The 16,123-nt window shown below is 68.9% G+C and carries 19 protein-coding genes; 14 read left to right on the top strand and 5 right to left on the bottom strand.

The window, feature by feature from the left end:
• Positions 1–53: 53 nt before the first annotated feature.
• Genes HD600_RS14255 through HD600_RS14245 form a run of 3 tightly spaced genes read right to left on the bottom strand, consistent with a single transcriptional unit; the run spans position 54 to position 2,619 of the window.
• On the bottom strand, positions 54–722 hold the full coding sequence (locus HD600_RS14255) for a response regulator (protein ID WP_184284441.1): 669 nt from the start codon (positions 720–722) through the stop codon (positions 54–56).
• Entirely contained in the window at positions 719–1,942 is a 1,224-nt protein-coding gene (locus tag HD600_RS15240) for a sensor histidine kinase (protein ID WP_184284439.1), read from the bottom strand. Before HD600_RS15240 ends, HD600_RS14255 begins: the two co-directional genes overlap by 4 nt.
• Entirely contained in the window at positions 1,939–2,619 is a 681-nt protein-coding gene (locus tag HD600_RS14245) for a VTT domain-containing protein (RefSeq protein ID WP_184284437.1), read from the bottom strand. The genes HD600_RS15240 and HD600_RS14245 overlap by 4 nt, the downstream gene beginning before the upstream one ends.
• Before the next feature lie 163 nt (positions 2,620–2,782).
• Between HD600_RS14245 and HD600_RS14240 the strand changes: the two genes are divergently transcribed.
• The 3 genes from HD600_RS14240 to HD600_RS14230 are packed head-to-tail and all read left to right on the top strand — an operon-like array spanning position 2,783 to position 5,611.
• On the top strand, positions 2,783–4,381 hold the full coding sequence (locus HD600_RS14240; protein WP_184284435.1) for an ATP-binding cassette domain-containing protein: 1,599 nt from the start codon (positions 2,783–2,785) through the stop codon (positions 4,379–4,381).
• A gap of 46 nt (positions 4,382–4,427) precedes the next feature.
• Positions 4,428–5,180: a class I SAM-dependent methyltransferase gene (locus tag HD600_RS14235; RefSeq protein ID WP_184284433.1), complete on the top strand. Its 753-nt coding sequence runs from the start codon at positions 4,428–4,430 to the stop codon at positions 5,178–5,180.
• The gene (locus HD600_RS14230; RefSeq protein WP_184284431.1) at positions 5,177–5,611 is read left to right on the top strand and encodes a pyrimidine dimer DNA glycosylase/endonuclease V; all 435 of its coding nucleotides are present in this window, start codon (positions 5,177–5,179) and stop codon (positions 5,609–5,611) included. The genes HD600_RS14235 and HD600_RS14230 overlap by 4 nt, the downstream gene beginning before the upstream one ends.
• A 3-nt stretch (positions 5,612–5,614) precedes the next feature.
• Here HD600_RS14230 and map read toward each other — a convergent pair whose 3' ends face one another.
• Complete coding sequence (map, locus tag HD600_RS14225) at positions 5,615–6,397, bottom strand: type I methionyl aminopeptidase (protein ID WP_184284429.1); 783 nt, start codon at positions 6,395–6,397, stop codon at positions 5,615–5,617.
• Between the two features lie 99 nt (positions 6,398–6,496).
• On the opposite strand from map, the gene HD600_RS14220 reads away from it, so the two are divergent.
• The 9 genes from HD600_RS14220 (at position 6,497) to HD600_RS14180 (ending at position 13,487) form a co-directional block, all read left to right on the top strand.
• The gene (locus tag HD600_RS14220) at positions 6,497–6,991 is read left to right on the top strand and encodes an MFS transporter permease (RefSeq protein ID WP_184284426.1); all 495 of its coding nucleotides are present in this window, start codon (positions 6,497–6,499) and stop codon (positions 6,989–6,991) included.
• Positions 6,992–7,156: 165 nt separating this feature from the next.
• Positions 7,157–7,504, top strand: a complete 348-nt coding sequence (gene rplS, locus HD600_RS14215) for a 50S ribosomal protein L19 (RefSeq protein ID WP_144796363.1) — start codon at positions 7,157–7,159, stop codon at positions 7,502–7,504.
• A gap of 121 nt (positions 7,505–7,625) precedes the next feature.
• The gene (lepB, locus tag HD600_RS14210) at positions 7,626–8,357 is read left to right on the top strand and encodes a signal peptidase I (protein WP_184284424.1); all 732 of its coding nucleotides are present in this window, start codon (positions 7,626–7,628) and stop codon (positions 8,355–8,357) included.
• Entirely contained in the window at positions 8,354–9,013 is a 660-nt protein-coding gene (locus HD600_RS14205; protein WP_184284422.1) for a ribonuclease HII, read from the top strand. Before lepB ends, HD600_RS14205 begins: the two co-directional genes overlap by 4 nt.
• Positions 9,014–9,033: 20 nt before the next feature.
• Positions 9,034–9,360, top strand: coding sequence for a DUF2469 family protein (locus HD600_RS14200; RefSeq protein WP_144796357.1), 327 nt, complete (start codon positions 9,034–9,036; stop codon positions 9,358–9,360).
• Positions 9,361–9,452: 92 nt separating this feature from the next.
• Positions 9,453–9,815, top strand: a complete 363-nt coding sequence (locus HD600_RS14195; protein ID WP_184284420.1) for a YraN family protein — start codon at positions 9,453–9,455, stop codon at positions 9,813–9,815.
• Positions 9,812–11,341: a YifB family Mg chelatase-like AAA ATPase gene (locus HD600_RS14190; protein ID WP_184284418.1), complete on the top strand. Its 1,530-nt coding sequence runs from the start codon at positions 9,812–9,814 to the stop codon at positions 11,339–11,341. Before HD600_RS14195 ends, HD600_RS14190 begins: the two co-directional genes overlap by 4 nt.
• Positions 11,338–12,498, top strand: coding sequence for a DNA-processing protein DprA (gene dprA, locus HD600_RS14185; RefSeq protein WP_184284415.1), 1,161 nt, complete (start codon positions 11,338–11,340; stop codon positions 12,496–12,498). The genes HD600_RS14190 and dprA overlap by 4 nt, the downstream gene beginning before the upstream one ends.
• 86 nt (positions 12,499–12,584) lie before the next feature.
• Entirely contained in the window at positions 12,585–13,487 is a 903-nt protein-coding gene (locus HD600_RS14180) for a tyrosine recombinase XerC (protein WP_184284413.1), read from the top strand.
• Here the strand turns inward: HD600_RS14180 and HD600_RS14175 are convergent.
• Positions 13,450–14,010: a murein hydrolase activator EnvC family protein gene (locus tag HD600_RS14175; protein WP_144796347.1), complete on the bottom strand. Its 561-nt coding sequence runs from the start codon at positions 14,008–14,010 to the stop codon at positions 13,450–13,452. The two genes, HD600_RS14180 and HD600_RS14175, sit on opposite strands and share 38 nt — an antisense overlap.
• Positions 14,011–14,325: 315 nt before the next feature.
• On the opposite strand from HD600_RS14175, the gene rpsB reads away from it, so the two are divergent.
• Together rpsB and tsf are read left to right on the top strand one after the other, a co-directional pair.
• Positions 14,326–15,234 carry a 30S ribosomal protein S2 gene (gene rpsB, locus HD600_RS14170; protein ID WP_144796345.1) on the top strand — a complete coding sequence of 303 codons (909 nt, stop codon included), beginning with the start codon at positions 14,326–14,328 and terminating at the stop codon, positions 15,232–15,234.
• A 39-nt stretch (positions 15,235–15,273) separates the two neighbouring features.
• Positions 15,274–16,101, top strand: a complete 828-nt coding sequence (tsf, locus tag HD600_RS14165) for a translation elongation factor Ts (RefSeq protein WP_144796343.1) — start codon at positions 15,274–15,276, stop codon at positions 16,099–16,101.
• The last annotated feature ends 22 nt before the right edge of the window (positions 16,102–16,123 follow it).

Here is a 16,123-nt window from a genome sequence, read left to right as displayed (position 1 = left end):
CCGGGCCGCATCACCCCGTGGGGCCGTTGTGACCCCTACCGCCGTAGGGGTGGTCAGGCGGGCTGGACGAGACCGGTGTCGTACGCGAAGATCACGGCTTGCACGCGATCGCGTGCGCCGATCTTCGCGAGGACCTTGCCGACGTGCGTCTTCACGGTCTGCTCCGCGATGAACAGCGTCGCGGCGATCTCGCCGTTGGAGCGGCCTTGACCGATGAGCACGAGCACTTCGCGTTCGCGGTCCGTGAGATCGGCGAGGAGGTGTGCGGATTCGGCGGTGCGTGGCTTCTGCGTCGCGAACTGGGCGATCATCCGCCGTGTCACGCTGGGGGAGAGCAGCGCGTCACCGGCAGCGACAACGCGGACTGCATGCACGAGCTCGTCCGGCAGTGCGTCCTTCAGGAGGAAGCCGCTCGCGCCGGCCTGGAGTGCGTCATAGACGTAGTCGTCGATGTCGAAGGTCGTGAGCATGAGGATGCGCGGGATCTTCGCGGCGGGGTAGCCGGAGCCGAGGATGCGGCGGGTGGCTTCGATGCCGTCCAGTTGCGGCATCCGCACGTCCATGAGGATGACGTCCGGATCCAGGCGCGCCGACAGGGCGACGGCCTCCAGCCCGTCGGACGCCTGACCCGTCACCGTGATGCCGTCGTGAGCCCCGAGCAGCGCGGCGAAACCGGCACGGACCATCGCCTGGTCATCCGCGATGAGGACTTCGATCGTCACTGGGGTCCTTCCGAGTGCGGGGCAGGGGGGTGGCGGGGGACTCGCGCGGCCACGACCCATGAGCCGTCCGGACGCGGTCCGGCTGACACCGTACCGCCGACCAGCTCCGCGCGCTCGTTCATGCCACGAAGGCCGTGTCCGCGCGTGGCCGTGTCTGGGGCCCCGTCGTGGTCGTTGCGGACCGTGACCGCGACGTCGTCGGCGTCTGCGGTCACGGTCACCGAGATGGGCGATCCGGGCGCATGACGGACGGCGTTGCTCAGCGCCTCCTGCGTGATCCGGTAGACGGTCAGGTGCGTGGCCGCCGAGACGGTGTCACTGACCGACTGGCTCAGCGACACGCGTGCACCCGCCCGTCTGGTGGTCTCGACGAGCTCGGGGATGTCATCGATGCCGCGTTGGGGCGCGAGCTCGGCCACCTGGTCCTCGGTGCGGAGGACACCGAGGATGCGCCGCATCTCGGTGAGCGCGGATCGCGCTGTCGACGCGATGTCGTCGAACTCGCCGGCAGCCTCCTCAGTCAGGTCGGACACCCGGTATCGGGCGGTCGACGCCTGCACCTGGATCAGGGACATGCTGTGGGCGACGACATCGTGCAGTTCACGGGCGATACGGGTGCGCTCCTCGACGAGTTCGCGCTTGGCCTGCTCCTGAGCGGTGAGCGCGCGTTCGCGGCTGAGCTCGTCGCCGAGGCGCAGGCGCCCGGCGAGCAGCACCGCCAGCACATAGATCCCCGCCACGACCGACGAAGTGACGATCAGCGAATTGCCGCTGGGGATGGTGGGCAGCATCACCGCTGCCGTGAACCCGGCCAGCGTGCCGACGACGAACTGGACGAGTCCCTTCCGCCAGCCGTGCCGGAACGTGATGGCGGCGACCTGCACGGCGAAGGTGATGAGCATCGGCACCGACCACGGCCACGGGGCGTCGAGCGACGTCTCCCGGGAGACCATCAGCGGGATGAGGAGGGCCGCGACGGTGAAGAGCAGGATGGCGACCTGGGGGAACCGCACCGACAGGACGGGCGCGCCGACGGCGGCGAGTCCGAGCGCCATGGTCACGGCGACAGGGGCGCCGTAGATGGCGGCGTGGACCGGCACGAGGATCGCGTAGAGGACGACGGCGAGTCCACCGAGGACGATCAGCATCGTGGTGGTGCGGTCTCGAGCCCAGAGACGCCGTCGCGTCGACGGCTGCTTCCGCTGCCTCTTGGCTGTCATGGGAGACATCCTTCCATCTCGGGGGAGGCGGAAGCGCTGATCGCGGGGGCATCCTGCGGTGCCACCGTCTCGAGCCTTTCACGACGGCGACGACGCAGGGTCGTGATCCGGTCGATGACCACACCGAGAAGGATCGCGAAGGTGACCCCGAAGACCGCGCTGAGCAGCGGCTGGTCGGTCAGCCAGTGACCGGCGAGGATGCCGATGCCGATGCTGTACAGGGCCCAGCCGACTCCGCCGACCGCGCTGAGGGGAAGGAAACGGCGCCATGAGTAGCCCAGAGCGCCCGCGGACATGTTGACGACGACCCTCCCCACGGGGATGTAGCGGGCACCGAGGATGAGCGGCGCCCCGCTGCGTGTGAGCGTGAGCCGTGCACGATCGAAGGCCGCAGCCACCCGGGGGCGGCGCATCCAGGCGAACCGCGTCGTGCCGACGGATCGTCCGATGGTGTAGGCGATGTTGTCGCCGATCATCGCGCCGGCGGCTGCGACGGCGCCGAGCAGGACGAGGTTCGTGCCATCCGACGCCGATGCCGCCACCGCGGCGGCCGCGACCAGCACCGATTCGCTGGGGATCGGCGGGAAGAAGCCGTCGATCACGGCCGTCGCGAACATGATCAGATACAGCCACGGAGAGGTGGCGGCCTGCAGGATGAGCTCGTTGATGATGTCCACCAGGCGAACCTACGGATCGGGCATGTCCGCGCACATCACTCTCAGGTATCGACGGGGTCATACCTGAGAGGGGTCTTGGGGGCGCGCATCGACAGCCGCAGGCCGATCTATACTGGGAGGCTGGCCGTTCGGCCGCCTCCCCCTGAAGAAACGGACTTCCGCTGTGCTCGCCGTGCACGACCTCGAGATTCGCGTGGGCGCCCGCCTGCTGATGCAGGACGTGACGTTCCGCGTCGCCGATGGCGACAAGATCGGCCTCGTCGGCCGCAACGGCGCGGGGAAGACCACGCTCACGAAGGTGCTCGCCGGTGACGCGCTGCCCTCCGGGGGCAAGGTGACCAAGTCCGGCGAGCTCGGATACCTGCCGCAGGACCCGCGCTCCGGTGACCCCGAGATGCTCGCCCGCACCCGCATCCTCGACGCCCGAGGGCTCGGTACGATCCAGCTCGGCCTCGCGAAGGCGGCCGAGGACATGGCCTCGGCCGACCCCGCCGTGGCGGAGAAGGCGATGCGCAAGTTCGCGAACTTCACGGAGCGCTTCGAGGCCCTCGGCGGGTACGCGGCCGAGGCGGAGGCGGCATCCATCGCCAACAACCTCTCCCTGCCCGACCGCATCCTCGACCAGCCGCTGAAGACCCTCTCGGGTGGTCAGCGTCGCCGCATCGAGCTCGCCCGCATCCTCTTCTCGGACGCGCAGACGATGATCCTCGACGAGCCGACCAACCACCTCGATGCGGACAGTGTCGTGTGGCTGCGCGAGTTCCTCAAGGGCTACAAGGGCGGTCTGATCGTCATCAGCCACGATGTGGAACTCGTCGGGGAGACGGTCAACCGGGTGTTCTACCTGGACGCGAACCGCCAGTGCATCGACATCTACAACATGAACTGGAAGAACTACCTGCGTCAGCGGGTGGCGGATGAGGAGCGCCGCAAGAAGGAGCGCGCCAACGCCGAGAAGAAGGCCACGCAGCTGCAGATGCAGGCGGCCAGATTCGGTGCCAAGGCGTCGAAGGCGGCCGCGGCTCACCAGATGGTCGCGCGCGCCGAGAAGCTGCTCGCCGGGCTCGACGAGGTCCGCGAGGTCGATCGCGTCGCGAAGCTCCGGTTCCCGAAGCCGGCGCCGTGCGGAAAGACCCCGCTGATGGCATCCGGACTGTCGAAGTCCTACGGGTCGCTGGAGATCTTCACCGACGTCGACCTGGCGATCGACCGCGGATCGAAGGTCGTGGTGCTCGGCCTCAACGGTGCAGGCAAGACGACGCTGCTGCGCATGCTCGCCGGCGTCGATCAGCCGGACACCGGACAGCTCGAGCCGGGCCACGGCCTCAAGGTCGGGTACTACGCGCAGGAGCACGAGAACCTCGACGTCAACCGCTCGGTGCTGGAGAACATGGTCTCCGCCGCACCGCACATCACCGAGACCGAGGCCCGCAAGGTGCTCGGATCGTTCCTGTTCACCGGCGACGACGTGCTCAAGCCGGCCGGTGTGCTCTCCGGTGGCGAGAAGACGCGACTGTCGCTGGCGACTCTCGTCGTCTCCTCCGCGAACCTGCTGCTCCTTGACGAGCCGACGAACAACCTCGACCCGGCCTCCCGTGAGGAGATCCTCGGGGCCCTCGCGCACTACGAGGGCGCGGTCGTGCTCGTCTCGCACGATCCCGGGGCGGTGCAGTCGCTCAACCCCGAGCGCGTGCTCATCCTGCCCGACGGTGTCGAGGACATCTGGAGCCAGGAGTACCAGGAGCTCATCGAGCTCGCGTAGCCGCGGAGCGTCGGGCACTCGTGTGCCGGCCTGTTAGCGTCGAAGCATGGTGGATCAGCGACTGGCGCAGGCGTTCGAGGGCGTCGGCGAGGAGTACGACCGCTACCGTCCCGGGTTCCCCGAGTCGGCAGCGGAGACCATCCTCCCCGAACCCGTGGGCGCCGTCCTCGACCTCGGAGCGGGCACGGGCAAGTTCACCGAGCTGCTGATCCCTCGTGCCTCGCGCGTGGTGGCGGTCGAGCCCTCCCGCGCGATGCTGGATGTGCTCCGCGCCAAGCTCCCGCGCGTCGAAGCGCTGATCGGTGGTGCGGAGAGCATCCCCCTCCCGGATGGAGGACTGGATGCGGTGACCGTCGCGCAGGCGTTCCACTGGTTCGATCGGGACGCCGCATGCGCCGAGATCCGGCGGGTGCTCGTCCCCGGCGGCGTTCTGGGCCTGCTCTGGAACCGCTCCGACCCGTCGTGCGCCTGGGACCGCGCGTGCCATCGGGTCGCGCACCCTGCTGTGGTGACCGGTGAGGATGCCACGACGGCATCCGCCGCGCAGGGGCTCCCCGGCTTCGCCTTCCGAGGCCGTCATGAGATCCGCTGGACCGAGCGGATCACCCGCGACGACTACGTCGCCCGCTGGCTGACCGTCAGCAGCTTCCTGGCTGCGGACGAGGACACCCGCTCGGCCATGGTCGCCGAGGTCGAGAGGATCCTCGACACCGACCCGGAGACGGACGGCCGCGACGCGTTCACGCTGCCGATCATCACCGACGTCTTCGTCTACGTCGCGGACGAGGTGTCCTCATGAGGATCTGGTCGGTGCACCCGAGGTATCTCGACCGTCAGGCGCTCATCGCCTGCTGGCGGGAGACGCTTCTCGCGCAGAAGGTCCTGTGCGGCGAGACCAAGGGATACACGCGGCACCCGCAACTGCAGCGATTCCAGGCGCAGCAGGATCCGGTCGCGTCCGTCGGCGCATACCTCGAGGCCCTCGCGGGCGAGGCGGATGCCCGCGGCTATCGGTTCGACCGCACCCGGATCCGCACTCGCGACGTCGTCGTCCCGGTCATCGATGTGACCGACGGGCAGATGGCGCTGGAGTGGGCGCATCTGCGTACGAAGCTCGCCGCGCGCAGCCCCGAGGTGCTCGCCCGCTGGGCGGACGTCACGGCCCCAGCGCCCCACCCGAGCTTCCGCCTCGTCGCCGGCCCGCCGTCCTCATGGGAGCGCGCGGTCTAGCGGCTACTTGACGCCGAGGAAGCTGCGATCGGTGAGCACGATCGGACCGTCCTCGGTGATCGCCACGGTGTGCTCGGAGTGCGCGCCGCGCGATCCGTCTGCGCTGCGCAGCGTCCAGCCGTCCTCATCCGTGCGCAGCTCGTCGGTCGTGGCGAGGAACCACGGCTCGAGGGCGAGGACGAGGCCGGAGCGCAGCGGGAAGCCGCGACCCGGCTTTCCGTCGTTGGCCACGTGCGGGTCGCCGTGCATGGTGCGACCGACGCCGTGTCCGCCGAAGTCGGTGTTGATCGAGTAGCCCTCCCCGTGGGCGACGGCGGCGACCGCGGCGGAGATGTCGCCGATGCGGTTGCCGACGGTCGCGGCGGCGATCGCCGCGTCGAGGGCGCGTTCGGTCGTCTCGATGAGACGGAGGTCCTCGTCCCTCGGCGTTCCGACGACGAAGGAGACCGCCGAGTCGGCGACCCAGCCGTCGACGGCCACGGCGAAGTCGAGGGACACGAGGTCGCCGTCACGCAGCGTGTAGTCGTGGGGGAGTCCGTGCAGCACGGCGTCGTTGATCGAGGTGCAGATCACCTTGCCGAACGGACCGTTGCCGAATGAGGGTGCGTAGTCGATGTAGCACGACTCCGCTCCGACCTTGCGGATGAGGTCGTGCGCCTTGCGGTCGATCGTCAGCAGGTTGGTGCCCACCTTCGTCTCATCGCGCAGCGTCGCCAGTGTCTCGGCGACGAAACGGCCCGCCGCGCGCATCTCGTCGATCTCGGCAGGGGTGCGCAGTTCGATCATGGTGTTCCTCTCGTCTCCTCCATTCTCCCTGATGATCACCGGGCACAGCTCACAGCGAACACCCGACCGAGAACCGCTGACGGCGAATACGATCGGATCATGTGGTTGCGATCGGCTTTCTACCGCTGGCTCTTCCCGGCGGCAGTCGTGCTGCCCCTGTGGTTGCTGATCGGCTGGGTCGTGACCGGTGCAGGCGGCTGGGCGCTGCTGTGGGTGCTGTTCATCGCGGTGCCCTCTGTCTTCGTCGGCCAGATCGTGCTCACGCTGCTGCAGCGTGCGCGTCCGTCGGCGCGTGAGACGCGGATGGCCTCGTGGTGGGACGTGCTCGGGTTCGGCGTCTGGCACGTCCTCACGATCGCGATCGGTTTCTACCCGCAGACATGGTTCCCGCTGCTCCTCGCCGGCGCGATCGCGGCCGCGATCGGTCTGTTCTGGCTGCAGCTGTGGCAGCTGTGGGGGGAGGCGCGGACAGCCGGAGGCGGCATCCGATTCATGCGGACGCCGATGGTCGACGCGGAGTCCGGGCCATCGCGCGCGACGCCCGTCGTGGACGACGTGTTCGTCATCAAGGAGAAGCCCACCTCCGAGCACTGAGGCGTTTTGGTGGGATGCCGGATCCATGACAGAATGGGTCTTTGTGCCGTGACCGACTCTGCCTCAGGGGAGTCCGCGTGCGTTTCATGCGCCGTTCAGCACACACTTACGTATTCCTTCCATATTCATGCATCCGACCTGTGGCGAGTGCAGAGAGAGACGATCATGCAGATCCTGGACGCCGTCGACGCGGCTTCGCTCCGTTCCGACATTCCCGAGTTCCGTCCCGGCGACACCGTCAAGGTGCACGTCAACATCACCGAGGGCAACCGCTCCCGTATCCAGGTCTTCCAGGGCGTCGTGCTCGGACGTCAGGGCGACGGCGTGCGCGAGACCTTCACCGTCCGCAAGATCAGCTTCCAGGTGGGCGTCGAGCGTACCTTCCCCGTCCACTCCCCGGTGATCGACCACATCGAGGTCGTCACCCGCGGTGACGTGCGACGCGCGAAGCTCTACTACCTCCGCAACCTGCGCGGCAAGAAGGCGAAGATCAAGGAGAAGCGCGACAACTGATCGCGTCGTATTCACGAAGCACCCCGGGACACAGCGTCCCGGGGTGCTTTGTTCTCTTCGGAGTGTGCGAACCTTGAAGGTGCCGTCGGTGCACGGCCCGATGACCCCATGAAGGAATGCGATGACGACTGAATCCGCCCCGGACGTGCCGAGCAAGCCGAGGCGCGGATTCTGGATCTTCCTCCGCGACGTGCTCGTGATCATCGTGATCGCGGCCCTGGTGTCGTTCCTCGTCAAGACGTTCGTCGTGCGGTCGTTCTACATCCCGTCGGCGTCCATGGAGAAGACCCTTCTGGTGAACGACCGGATCCTCGTGGACGAACTCACGCCCCGATGGAGCGGTTACTCCCGTGGCGATGTCGTCGTCTTCGCCGACCCTGGTGGGTGGCTGCCCGTCACACCGAAGCAGCCGCCGCGGCCCGTGGTCCTCGAGTGGTTCGACGGGCTGCTGACCCTCATCGGACTCTCCTCCTCCGACAGCGAGGACCATCTCGTGAAGCGGTTGATCGGGCTGCCGGGCGATCACGTCGTGTGCTGCAACTCGCTCGGCCAGATCACGATCAACGGCGCGCCGGTGGACGAACTGTCGTATCTCAACCTCCCTGAGGGCGACACGCAGGCCTCGAACGACCCGTTCGACGTCACCGTGCCGGAGGAATCGATCTGGGTGCTCGGCGACAACCGCGACCGCTCGCAGGACGCCCGCGCGCACCAGGACCTTCCCAGCGGCGGATTCGTCCCCCTGGACAACGTCGTCGGCAGGGCGTTCCTCACCACGTGGCCGCTCGGCCGCATCGGCGTGATCGACAGTCACCACGAACAGTTCAACGGCGTCCCGGAACCGGAAGAATGACCGTCATCGCACCGCGACTCACCCTCGAGCGCAAGCTCCTCGCCGAGTACGACCTGATCATCTCGCTCGACGAGGTGGGCAGGGGTGCGCTGGCGGGGCCGGTGGCCGTCGGTGCAGCGGTGATGGATGCCGCCGGTGCGCGCCGGCGCGTGCCGGAGGGCCTTCGTGATTCCAAGCTCGTCACCGAGAAGCGACGGCCGGACGTCGCCGCACGCGCGGCCGCCTGGGTCCAGGCGTCGGCGGTCGGCTGGGCGACAGCGGCGGAGATCGACGAGGTCGGCATCATGCGCGCGCTCGGGCTCGCGGCATCCCGCGCGATCGACGCCGTCGTCGCCCAGGGTGCGCTGCTCGACGGGGCGCTGGTGATCCTCGACGGGAACCATGACTACGTCTCTCGCGTGCACCCCGCGCCGCTGCAGGTGCGCTCGGTCATCAAGGGCGACCGCGACTGCGCGTCCGTCTCGGCGGCATCCGTCATCGCGAAGGTCGCGCGGGACGGACACATGGGCGATCTGCACTCCGATCACCCGCCGTACCAGTGGGATCGGAACAAGGGCTACGCGAGCCCTGAGCATCGCGCGGCGATCAGGGAGGCGGGTCTGTCACCCTTCCACCGGTCGTCGTGGGCGATCGCGGACGCACCCACCCTGTTCTGAACTCATAGGATGGACTCATCATGGATGAAGAGGCATTCGACGACTACGACCGCGAACTCGAACTCGCGCTGTTCCGCGAGTATCGCGACGTCGTCGGGCAGTTCCAGTACGTCGTCGAGACCGAGCGCCGGTTCTATCTCGCCAACGAGGTGAACGTCGTCCGCCGCGACACGGAGCACGACTTCTACTTCGAGATCTCGATGGCGGATGTGTGGGTGTGGGACATCTACCGCGCCGACCGCTTCGTCAAGGCCGTCCGCGTGCTCACGTTCAAGGACGTCAACGTCGAAGAACTGCAGCGCCGCGAGTTCGAGATCCCCGAGGACCTCTCGCTCGACGGGAAGTGATCTTCCTGCACACCCGTGCGACGAGGTCGGGGAGTGCACGGATCAGGCGTTCGGGCTGACCGCCGGTAGACGCGAGCGCGCAGGCTGTCGGCATGGCAGCGAAAGACGACCTCGGCCGCGACGGTGAGGACCGGGCGGCTCAGCATCTGACCGAGCGAGGCTACCGGGTGATCGACCGAAACTGGCGGTGTTCCCAGGGCGAGATCGACATCGTCGCCGAGCATGGCGACACGCTCTGCATCGTCGAGGTGAAGACGCGCCGGAGCATCGCGTACGGACACCCGTTCGACGCGGTCGACGAGCGCAAGCGCGAGCGCCTGTGGCGGCTGGCATACGCGTGGTGCAGGGCGCACAGCGAGCAGGCGGCACGCAGGTCCCTGCGTCTCGAGGTGATCGGGGTCATCGGCGCCGACCCCGCCAGGGCGGCGATCGAGCACATGGTGGACGTGCGATGAGGACCGCGCGGACATGGGCCGTGGCTCTGACCGGTGTGGACGGTCACCTCGTGGAGATCGAGGCTGATGTGTCCAACCAGACCCCCGGTTTCAAGATCGTCGGCCTGCCGGACAAGGCGCTCGGCGAGGCCGCGCAGCGCGTGCACAACGCGGTGACCAACGCGCAGCTCGAGCTGACGCGACGTCGACTCACCGTCAACCTCTCGCCGGCCAGTCTGCCCAAGCACGGCAGCGGGTTCGATCTCGGTATCGCCATCAGCGCCGTGGCGACCGGGGGAGTGCTGGATGCCGCCTCCATCGCGCGGACCGTGCACATCGGAGAGCTGGGACTCGACGGACGGGTGCGGCCGGTGGCGGGGGTGCTTCCCGCCGTGTTCGCCGCCGCGCGGGCCGGATTCGACCGCGTCATCGTGCCGCACGCGAACGAGGCGGAGGCGCGACTGGTGCCCGGTATGGAGGTGCGGGCCGCGACCACTCTCGCGGAGGTCGCGATGTGGCACGGTGCGGACGTGGCCGTCGCCGAGGTCGAACCGGTCGACGCCGAGACACCGCCTGTGCCGTCCGCCGACCCGCCGGATCTCGCGGACGTGGTGGGCCAGGAGGAAGCGGTCGACGCCATGATCGCGGCCGCGGCCGGCGGTCACCACCTGCTGATGAGCGGCCCGCCCGGCGCGGGGAAGACCATGCTCGCCCGCCGGTTGCCCGGCATCCTCCCTCGACTGACGGACGACCAGGCCCTCGAGGTCGCCAGCGTGCGTTCGCTCTCCGGCGCGGCGGTGACCGTTCTCGACGACCTTCCGCCGCTGGAGGCACCGCATCACAGCGCATCCGTCGCGGCGCTGGTCGGCGGCGGATCGCGGACTGTGCGGCCGGGGGCCATCGTCCGCGCGCACCGGGGAATCCTCTTCCTCGATGAGGCTGCGGAGTTCTCGCGCGTCGCACTCGACGCGTTGCGGCAGCCTCTCGAGTCCGGATCCATCGAGATCGACCGCGCGGGGTTCCGGGCACGGTTCCCCGCGCGGTTCCAGCTGGTGCTCGCGACCAACCCGTGTCCCTGTGGCAACTACGGCGTCCGCGGCGCGGAGTGCATCTGCCCGCCGGTCGCGATCCGTCGCTATGCCGCGCGCCTCTCAGGGCCGCTCCGGGACCGCATCGACATCGATCTGCAGGTCGCTCGCGTGTCGGCCTCCAGAGCGACCTCGAGCCGCCGCTCAGGGGTGAGCACAGCTGATGCGGCCGCGCGCGTGTCCGCTGCGCGCACCCGAGCGGCGGAGCGGTGGGCGAAGACGCCATGGCGTCGCAACGCGGAGGTCTCCGGTGCCTGGTTGCGTCAGGGCGAACTGCGGCTGCCCCGAGGCGTCCGCGCCCCGTTGGACCGCGCACTCGAGCGCGGGCAGCTCACGCTGCGCGGCTACGACCGTGTGCTGCGGCTCGCGTGGACCATGGCGGACCTGTCCGGCGTCGACATGCCGGGGGTCGACGAGCTGGGACGAGCTCTGTTCCTGAAGAGAGGGCTGATCGCATGATCGATGAACTGCTCGGCGATGCCGAGACCATGGCCGCTGTCGATCGAGTCCGTCCTGATGCGGAGCCGGTGGAGACCCTCGCGCGGGTCGCATGGAGTGTGCTCTCCGAGCCCGGCGACGGTGTGGCCGGAGCGTTGATCTCGCAGCTGAGCGCGCACGAAGCGCTGCGGCTCGTTCTGAACGCCGACGTCTTCGCCCTCGCGGAGAAGTCGATCCAGGAGGGGCGCCGTCGATGGTTGCCGCGCGCGCACCCTCACGCGGTGCGCGATGCACTGCGTGGCGGAGCGGAAGTCGGCGCCAGGCTCCTGCTGCCGGGAGACACCGACTGGCCCGAGTCCCTCGACGATCTCGCAGCCCACGCGCCGATCGTGCTCTGGGTCCGCGGCGACCTTTCCGCCGTGACGGCCGATGCTCGCGTGTCCATCGTCGGAGCGCGTGCGGCCACCGCATATGGCGACAGTGTCGCCGCCGACCTCGCCGGTGATCTGGCGGCGACGGGGACTGTCGTGGTCTCCGGCGGGGCGTACGGCATCGACGGATCAGCACACCGCGCGGCCATCGGAGTGGATGGCAGGACCGTCGCGTTCCTCGCGGGCGGCGTGGATCGCGCGTACCCTGCCGGACACCAGCAGCTGTTCGAACGGATCATGGCGTCTGGCGCGGTCATCAGCGAGATGCCCTGCGGTGCCGCGCCGACCAAGTTCCGTTTCCTGTCGAGGAATCGGCTGATCGCGGCACTCGGTGCGGCCACCGTCGTCGTCGAGGCGGGATGGCGCAGCGGGTCGCTGAACACGGCGGGGCACGCGTCATCGCTCGGCCGTCCGCTCGGCGCGGTCCCCGGTCCTGTGACGTCGGCGGCGTCGGCCGGATGCCACCGGCTGCTGCGCGAGTACGACGCGCAGTGCGTCACGAGCGCATCGGAGGTCCGGGAACTGATGGGACTGGCTCAGGATGCCTCCTCCGGTACGCAGCCGGGTGACGACCCGGAACGGGTGCGGCTGCTCGATGCCCTGTCGACGCGCACGTCGCGTGCGCCGATCGAACTCGCCAGGGCGGCCGGGCTCTCCGACGACCGCGTGCGATCCCTGCTGGGAACCCTCTCGCTGGACGGCATCGCAGAGCGCCGAGACGACGGCTGGGTCCGAGCAGGGGAGTGAGCTCTCACCGCGACGCCGCGGCGCCCGCGTCGTCGTCCACGGCGAGGCATGAACATGTGACGGGCGACGGGCGGCATGCTTGAGACATGGACCTGGACCGCGCGGCGGACGCCTTCGCGAGGCATCTCACGCAGGTGCGTCGGTTGTCCCCTTCGACGGTGCGGGCGTACCGCGCCGACCTGCGGGACCTCGCCGACGCCGCCGGTGACCGTGCGCTGGGAGACATCGACCTCGAAGTGCTGCGGGACTGGCTCTGGCGCGCCACGCAGCGTGGGGATGCACGATCCACGCTCGCGCGGCGAGCCGCTGCGGCGCGATCGTTCTTCTCGTGGGCCAAGGACGAGGAGCTCATCGGGCTCGACCCCGCGCTCCGTCTCGTCGCACCCAAGCGCGGCCGGACGCTTCCCGCCGTCGCCTCGAAGGACGGTATGCGGGACCTCCTCGACGAGCGGGCGCGCATCGCGGCCGACGGCGATCCGGTCGCGCTGCGTGACCACGCCATCCTGGAGATGCTCTACGGCACCGGAATGCGCGTCTCGGAGCTGTGCGGCACCGACCTCGACGACCTCGATCAGGACCGCTCGACCGCGCGTGTGCTCGGAAAGGGCTCCAAGGAGCGGGTCGTCCCGTACGGGCGCCCCGCCAGGGACGCGGTCGGCGCCTATCTCACCCGCGCACGTCCTGTCCTCGCGGCTCGCGCGACCACGGCGACGCCCGCTGTCTTCCTCGGCGTCCGCGGTGGGCGACTCGGGGTCCGCGCGGTGTATTCCCTCGTCGCCGAGGCGCTCGGACCGATCATCGGCGCGGACGCGGTCGGGCCCCACGCACTGCGGCACTCAGCGGCCACGCACCTGCTCGACGGCGGGGCGGATCTGCGGGCCGTGCAGGAGATCCTCGGTCACGCGAGCCTCGGCACGACGCAGATCTACACCCACGTGTCGTCCGAACGACTCACAGCGACCTACCGACTCGCCCACCCTCGCGCATGATGCCGTCGCAACACGGGAGGAGAACCGCGCGCGGCACGTCGCCGAACAGGAGCATCGGGTTGATGTAGACCCCGTGCAGCCGTACGCCGATGTGGAGGGTGTCAGACGCCGCGTGCCCTCCGGCTGCCACCGTCCCGATCGCGTCCCCTGCACGCACAGTCGCACCGGGCGCGAGCTCCGAGCGCAGCGGCTCGAACGTCGAGACGTAACCGCCGCCGTGGTCGACGGTGATGAGCGGCCGATCGACGACGACGCCACGGAACGCGACGACCCCGTCCGCCGGGGCGCGCACCACCTCGCCCTGCGGGGCGGCCACGTCGACTCCGCGGTGGCCCGCGGCGTACTCGTGCACGGGAGCGCGATAGGGCTCGACGACGTCGCGGGCACCCGCCACCGGCCACCTCCACGATGGGACCCCGTCGGGAGAGGCGGTCGATCCTGGTGCGAGGGCGAGCACGACTCCCAGGAGGAGGACTGCGAGGGTGCGCCAGCGGGGGTACAGCGCGCGGGTGGAGGACGGCATCCGACCATGCTGCGCCGACCGTCGGCACTCGGACGGTGCGCCGCCGACAACAGGGGAGGGACACGCGCGCGCCGCCGTCTGTGAGCACGCAGTCGGGAGCCTGCGATCCTGTACACTTGAGGTCGCACCTCGATTCTCGGGGTGACTACGCGTGCCCAAAGCGACCGAACTCCCCACGGATGACGTCGTGGCATCACTCCCTCAGGTCCTGCTCGCAAGAGCAGGTGGGTGTGCGCCGGGCACCAGGCTCGTCGGTCGTCTGACCGGCGGAATCAACCTCAACAGGCGCGAAAGCGCCAGAACCAGGAGAAGACCATGGCTGTGGTCACCATTCGCCAGCTGCTCGACAGCGGCGTGCACTTCGGACACCAGACCCGTCGGTGGAACCCGAAGGTCAAGCGCTTCATCCTCACCGAGCGCAGCGGCATCCACATCATCGACCTGCAGCAGTCGCTGGGCTACATCGACAGCGCCTACGACTTCGTCAAGGAGACCGTCGCCCGTGGTGGCACGATCCTCTTCGTCGGCACCAAGAAGCAGGCGCAGGAGATCCTCGCCGAGCAGGCGACGCGCGTCGGTCAGCCGTACGTGAACCAGCGCTGGCTGGGCGGCCTCCTCACGAACTTCCAGACCATCGCCAAGCGTCTGGCTCGCATGAAGGAGCTCGAGGAGCTCGACTACGAGAACCCCGCGGCCTCCGGCTTCACCAAGAAGGAGCTGCTGCTCAAGAAGCGCGAGCTCGACAAGCTGCACAAGTCGCTCGGCGGTATCCGCAACCTCACCAAGACCCCCTCGGCTCTGTGGGTCGTCGACGCCAAGCGCGAGCACCTTGCGATCGACGAGGCCAAGAAGCTCGGCATCCCGGTGATCGGCATCCTCGACACCAACGCGGACCCGGACGACTTCCAGTACCCGATCCCCGGCAACGACGACGCGATCCGCTCCGTCTCGCTGCTGACGCGCATCATCGCCGACGCCGCCGCCGAGGGCCTGCAGCAGAAGCACAACCCCGAGTCGGGCGACGCCGAGCCGCTGGCCGAGTGGGAGGCCGAACTCCTCCAGACGCCCGCCGAGGAATCCACCAACGTGGAAGAGTCCGCTGAGACGCCCGCTGACGCGGCAGCCGACAAGGCAGACGCTGCGGAGAAGGCCGCTGAGCAGGAGACCGTCATCGACGAGTCCGCTGCTGACGCAGCCGGCGAAGCCGCGGCTGACGCCAAGTAATCCGCGTACCCACCCCTACGAAGCAAGGAGCCACCACACATGGCCAACTTCACCATCGCAGACATCAAGGCGCTGCGTGAGCAGCTCGGCACCGGAATGGTCGACACGAAGAAGGCGCTCGAGGAGGCCGAGGGAGACCGCGAGAAGGCGGTCGAGATCCTTCGACTCAAGGGCGCCAAGGGCAACGCCAAGCGCGCTGACCGCTCCACCAGCGAGGGCCTCGTCGTCTCTCGCGAGCTGGACGGCGGCGTCACGCTGATCGAGCTCGCGTGCGAGACCGACTTCGTCGCGAAGAACGACCGCTTCATCGCCCTGGCCGACAAGGTCGCCGACGCCGCAGCCGCCGCCAAGGCGAACACGGTCGAGGACGCCCTGGCCGCTTCCGCCGGCAGCCAGACCGTCGGAGAGCTGATCTCCGACGAGGCAGCCATCATCGGCGAGAAGGTCGAACTGCGTCAGGTCCGCACCGTCACCGGTGACGCCGTCGAGGTGTACATGCACCGCACGAGCAAGGACCTGCCCCCGCAGATCGGTGTCGTCGTCGCCTACACGGGTGACGACGCCGCGACCGCGCGCAGCATCGCCCAGCACATCTCGTTCGCCAACCCGTCGTACCTCAGCCGTGAGGACGTTCCGGCCGAGGCCGTCGAGAAGGAGCGCGAGATCGTCACCGAGATCTCCCGCAACGAGGGCAAGCCGGAAGCGGCACTGCCCAAGATCGTCGAGGGTCGCGTGTCCGCGTTCATCAAGCAGGTCGCCCTGCTCGAGCAGGACTACGCGAAGGACAACAAGCTCTCTGTCGCCCAGGTGGCGAAGGACGCCGGGATAACCGTGACGGACTTCGCGCGCTTCAAGGTCGGCGCGTAGCAATTCAGAAGGGGTTCGGATC

This window comes from Microbacterium ginsengiterrae, from assembly GCF_014205075.1.
Classification (GTDB): Bacteria; Actinomycetota; Actinomycetes; order Actinomycetales; family Microbacteriaceae; genus Microbacterium; species Microbacterium ginsengiterrae.
The sequence above is the reverse complement of the archived record's forward strand: the minus strand, read 5'-3'. Positions and strand labels throughout refer to the sequence as shown.

Coding starts and splice junctions, on each gene's coding strand:
- tsf (WP_144796343.1), top strand. CDS start 15,274: ATGGCCAACTTCACCATCGCAGACATCAAGGCGCTGCGTGAGCAGCTC.
- HD600_RS14200 (WP_144796357.1), top strand. CDS start 9,034: ATGGATGAAGAGGCATTCGACGACTACGACCGCGAACTCGAACTCGCG.
- rplS (WP_144796363.1), top strand. CDS start 7,157: ATGCAGATCCTGGACGCCGTCGACGCGGCTTCGCTCCGTTCCGACATT.
- lepB (WP_184284424.1), top strand. CDS start 7,626: ATGACGACTGAATCCGCCCCGGACGTGCCGAGCAAGCCGAGGCGCGGA.
- map (WP_184284429.1), bottom strand. CDS start 6,397: ATGATCGAACTGCGCACCCCTGCCGAGATCGACGAGATGCGCGCGGCG.
- rpsB (WP_144796345.1), top strand. CDS start 14,326: ATGGCTGTGGTCACCATTCGCCAGCTGCTCGACAGCGGCGTGCACTTC.
- HD600_RS14190 (WP_184284418.1), top strand. CDS start 9,812: ATGAGGACCGCGCGGACATGGGCCGTGGCTCTGACCGGTGTGGACGGT.
- HD600_RS14230 (WP_184284431.1), top strand. CDS start 5,177: ATGAGGATCTGGTCGGTGCACCCGAGGTATCTCGACCGTCAGGCGCTC.
- HD600_RS15240 (WP_184284439.1), bottom strand. CDS start 1,942: ATGACAGCCAAGAGGCAGCGGAAGCAGCCGTCGACGCGACGGCGTCTC.
- HD600_RS14175 (WP_144796347.1), bottom strand. CDS start 14,010: ATGCCGTCCTCCACCCGCGCGCTGTACCCCCGCTGGCGCACCCTCGCA.
- HD600_RS14205 (WP_184284422.1), top strand. CDS start 8,354: ATGACCGTCATCGCACCGCGACTCACCCTCGAGCGCAAGCTCCTCGCC.
- HD600_RS14195 (WP_184284420.1), top strand. CDS start 9,453: ATGGCAGCGAAAGACGACCTCGGCCGCGACGGTGAGGACCGGGCGGCT.
- HD600_RS14235 (WP_184284433.1), top strand. CDS start 4,428: ATGGTGGATCAGCGACTGGCGCAGGCGTTCGAGGGCGTCGGCGAGGAG.
- HD600_RS14220 (WP_184284426.1), top strand. CDS start 6,497: ATGTGGTTGCGATCGGCTTTCTACCGCTGGCTCTTCCCGGCGGCAGTC.
- HD600_RS14180 (WP_184284413.1), top strand. CDS start 12,585: ATGGACCTGGACCGCGCGGCGGACGCCTTCGCGAGGCATCTCACGCAG.
- dprA (WP_184284415.1), top strand. CDS start 11,338: ATGATCGATGAACTGCTCGGCGATGCCGAGACCATGGCCGCTGTCGAT.